Genomic DNA, 3,996 nt, shown 5'->3' with positions numbered 1-3,996 from the left:
CGTGCGCGCAGCGGGCCAGGGCCCGGACGCCGCCCGTCCCAGTTCGGTGCAGCTGCGCCGCCTGTCGCCGGCGGACCTGCCGCGCCCGACGGAGGACATGCCACTGCTCGTGATCCACGACGGCGGCCACGTCCCGCAGGAGCTGTTCCCGCCGCGCGCACCGTGGCAGACCACGATGTACGTGCTGCCGTACCTGCACCCGCAGGCCTCGTCGACGGCGAACAACGCGGACCTCGTCCTGCTGCAGCGCCTTCCGATGGGCCAGGCACAGCTCGCCGGTCAGATGTGGCGGTTGCGGCCGCAGATGTTCCAGCAGCTGACCCAGCTCAAGGACGACCAGGTCATCGCGATGGGCCAGGACATGTGGGCGCACCTGCGCCTGTACACCACACCGTCCGAGCAGCAGATCCTCGGAGCAGTGCGCCGAGGCGACTGAGACGCGACGAACTGCGCCCCGAACGGTGAACCGTTCGGGGCGCAGTTGTGCTCATCGGAGTTGAGCGGTTGAAGACATCCGCGTCCTCTGCTGGCAGGCGAAGCGGCTCTTAGCAGGCGAAGCGACGCTCAGCTGAGTACTCGCTGTGCCCGACGCCGGCCCCATCCCGCCACTGGACGAGCGTGCGGTAGGTGTAGTGGCCGGACCCCGAGCAGTTCCACGATGCGATTGCGCTGCCCGGTCCCCTGTAGTGGGCGTTGGCTTCGATGTCCCACCCCCACGCGCGGAGTCGCTGGAGGAAGACGTCGACTTCCTGAGCGCAGCTTCCCGAGCCCCTGCCGTGCACCCAGCCCGGAGTTTGAGTGGGAGGGTCAGGGGTGTGACAAGCCAAGATCCCCGGGGAACTGGGCTCTGCCGCCGGGGCGGCGCCGGCCGTCGGGGCCAGGAGCGCCATCGCGGCTCCTGTGATCGCAACCAATTGGACAAAGCGACGAAGCATAGGTTGTTTCTCCTGTTTTTTGGGTCGCCAAATACGAACTGGAGCGAGGCAGTAAAAACCAAACAGGCGCTTCTGAAGCCCCACCCGTTAGGCGTGCCTCTGCTCTTTCCCCAAGGATCAGATACTCAGCTGTTCCTCGGGCCAGGACGACCAATGCTGCAAGAGCACATCGAGTGCAATCTGGTTACAGAAATGTGCAAAGCAGAGCCAAGGACGCGCTCGCACGACTACGCACTGCCGACCTGCGCACCCGGTTCACCAGCCGTAACAGCCTGAACTTCCGGTAGCAGCATCCAGCACCGACGGCGGCACGGCGGCAACGCCGACAATTGTCTTCTTGACGCGCGAACGCACGATTTGAGCCCCCCAGCCCTCATGGTTCCAATGCGGGAACACCCCAGAACATCCCATGTTCCCTTAACCGAGACTAGGGGATAGGTGAATCCGGCACAACCCCGCTTCAAGCCTTGCTGAAACCGCCCGGTCTTACTGCCCGGCGGGCGCAGCCAGGGCCCTCGGCCATCTCCAGGGCTGGTCCCCTCTCGGCTACGTAGCCTCAGCCGACGACCATCACCGTGGTCACCCTGTTGGCCGAGGGCCGCACCGCCAGAGCGGTGATCGACTAGATCAACGACCGGTCGGCGCACTGGCGGACCCGCTCAACCCAACGACCACACACCCGCGGCGCCGCCACCCGACGAGGACGTCGACGCCTCAGCCCCGCTCAACTTCGGAGAGCCGCAATTGTTCTGTCCATAGACCCGCTGCACCAATTCATTCACACGAGCACGAAATCTGTTGAATGACCGATCGCATCTTATTTCGTAGAACTTCTTGTGCGAAATCCGTCTGCGCCGCTAGGAAAACTCTACCTGCACGACCCTGCGACGAGGGAGCACGCTGCTATGGGAGAATCGTGGGTCAGACGAGCGGCTGGGATCGGGCTGGTAGCGGGCACTGCGCTCGCACTGTCGTCCGTCTCCGCCACCGCTGCGCCCGAGGGGGAGATTCGGAACCTCGGTGCGTCCAACGCGGTCAAGGACAACTACATCGTCGTGCTGAAGGACATGAGCACGACCAGTGTGGAGAACCTCAGCGCTAAGTACAGCGCGAAGGTGAAACACGCATACAAGTCCGCTTTGCGCGGTTTCTCGGCACAGATGTCCGAGGCCCAGGCCAAGCTCCTCGCCGCCGACCCGGCCGTCGCCTACGTGGAGCAGGACGGCGAGGTCCGCCTCTCGGACACGCAAACCCCGACCCCGTCGTGGGGCCTGGACCGCATCGACCAGCGCACGCTCCCGCTGGACAACAGCTACACCTACCCGAACCGCGGCGCGGGCGTCACCGCCTACATCATCGACACCGGCATCCGCTTCACCCACAGCGACTTCGGCGGCCGCGCCGTGTCCGGCAGGGACACCGTCGACAACGACAACGATGCCACCGACTGCAACGGCCACGGAACCCACGTCGCAGGCACCGTCGGCGGCACGAAGTACGGCGTCGCCAAGGACGTGAAGCTGGTAGGCGTCCGAGTCCTGAACTGCTCGGGCTCCGGCACCTTCGCGGGCGTCATCGCCGGCATCGACTGGGTCACCGAACAGGTCACGACCACCCCCGCGAACAAGCCGGCGGTGGCCAACATGTCCCTGGGCGGCGGCGCCAACGACACCGTGGACGCGGCCGTGAAGCGCTCCATCGCCGCAGGCGTCACCTACGGCCTTGCCGCAGGCAACGACAACGGCGGCAACGCCTGCAACACTTCCCCGGCCCGCACCCCGGAGGCCATCACCGTAGGCTCGACCGACCGCACCGACGCCCGCTCGTCGTTCTCGAACCTGGGCACCTGCCTGGACATCTTCGCCCCTGGCCGCGACATCACAAGCGCCTGGCTCACCAACGACGACGCCACCAACACCATCAGCGGCACCTCAATGGCCACCCCGCACGTGGTGGGCGCAGCAGCGGTCTTCCTCGGCTCGTCCCCGACGGCAACCCCGCAGCAGGTCCGCGACGCCCTGGTGGAAAACGCCACCTCCGACGCAGTCACCAACCCGGGCACCGGCTCCCCGAACAAGCTCCTGCACATCACCGGCACCGCCCCCGGCAACCCGCCCGGCCAGTGCCCGGCCGTCACCAACGACACGGACACGGCCATCCCGGACGCCAGTGAAGTGAAGTCGCCGATCACGATCGCCGACTGCAACGGCAAGGCGAGCACGACCGGCTCCGTGAAGGTGGCCATCAAACACACCTACCGAGGCGACCTGGAACTGTCCCTCATCGCCCCCTCGGGCGCCGTGAAGCTCCTCAAGGTCTCCGCAGGCAACGACAGTGCTGACGACATCAACGCCACCTACCCGGTGAACGTCTCGGCCGAGGACGCCAACGGCACCTGGCAACTGCGGGTCCGCGACCTCTACCGCCAGGACACGGGCACGATCGACTCCTGGACCCTCGACATCTAAAACTCTCGTCCACCCCTCGGAGCCCCCGGTCCCCCCGCCGGGGGCTCCTCCCTTTTCTGTCCAGGGAGAGCGGCAATGGCGATGGCGCAGCCAAGCCAAGCCAAGCCACCTCAAGCGATGGCGCAGCCGAGCAGTCCTTCACACAGCCAGTGGGTGGGGTGGTCCCGTCACGAGTCGTGCCGATGCTGTTGCCGCGCCCGAGGGGTCAGGTCAAGTCGACACGCTTTTCGTCGACTTGACCTGACCCCTCGGGTGTGGCTGCCTTCGCGTACGACTCGTGACGGGACCACCCCACACCAAACGCAACCCACCAACGCAACAGGCAGCCGCCAAAAGCAACAGGCGTGCCATCAATCCGCAGGCGGCGCTGGACAGGTCTTTGATCAGATTGGCGGGGTCTGGGGCGGAGCCCCAGGGTTCCGGCAAAGTCGTGTGGGCCGTTTGGACGTAGGACGGGCACGGCTCTCTAGTTGATCATGGGAGTGTCTACGTCTCATGGTCTTCTGGGAGTGCCGTGCCCGCCGTGTCATCCTGCCCGATTCCGGCTGTGCTGGATCGGCTGGCCCCCGTCGCCGCTGCTGTTGATCGGGTCG

1 protein-coding gene and 1 pseudogene are annotated in these 3,996 nt (G+C 66.0%); both read left to right on the top strand.

Translation table 11 applies throughout. From position 1 onward, the window contains the following. Positions 1-436 (top strand): annotated as a pseudogene (locus tag FXN61_RS47960) (hypothetical protein); the annotation flags it as partial. Positions 437-1,840: 1,404 nt separating this feature from the next. Beyond that, the gene (locus FXN61_RS47955) at positions 1,841-3,403 is read left to right on the top strand and encodes a S8 family peptidase (protein ID WP_167980417.1); all 1,563 of its coding nucleotides are present in this window, start codon (positions 1,841-1,843) and stop codon (positions 3,401-3,403) included. Positions 3,404-3,996 lie beyond the last annotated feature (593 nt).

The organism is Lentzea indica (assembly GCF_012184385.1).
Lineage (GTDB): Bacteria > Actinomycetota > Actinomycetes > Mycobacteriales > Pseudonocardiaceae > Lentzea > Lentzea indica.
This window is presented reverse-complemented; position numbering and strand designations above follow the sequence as displayed.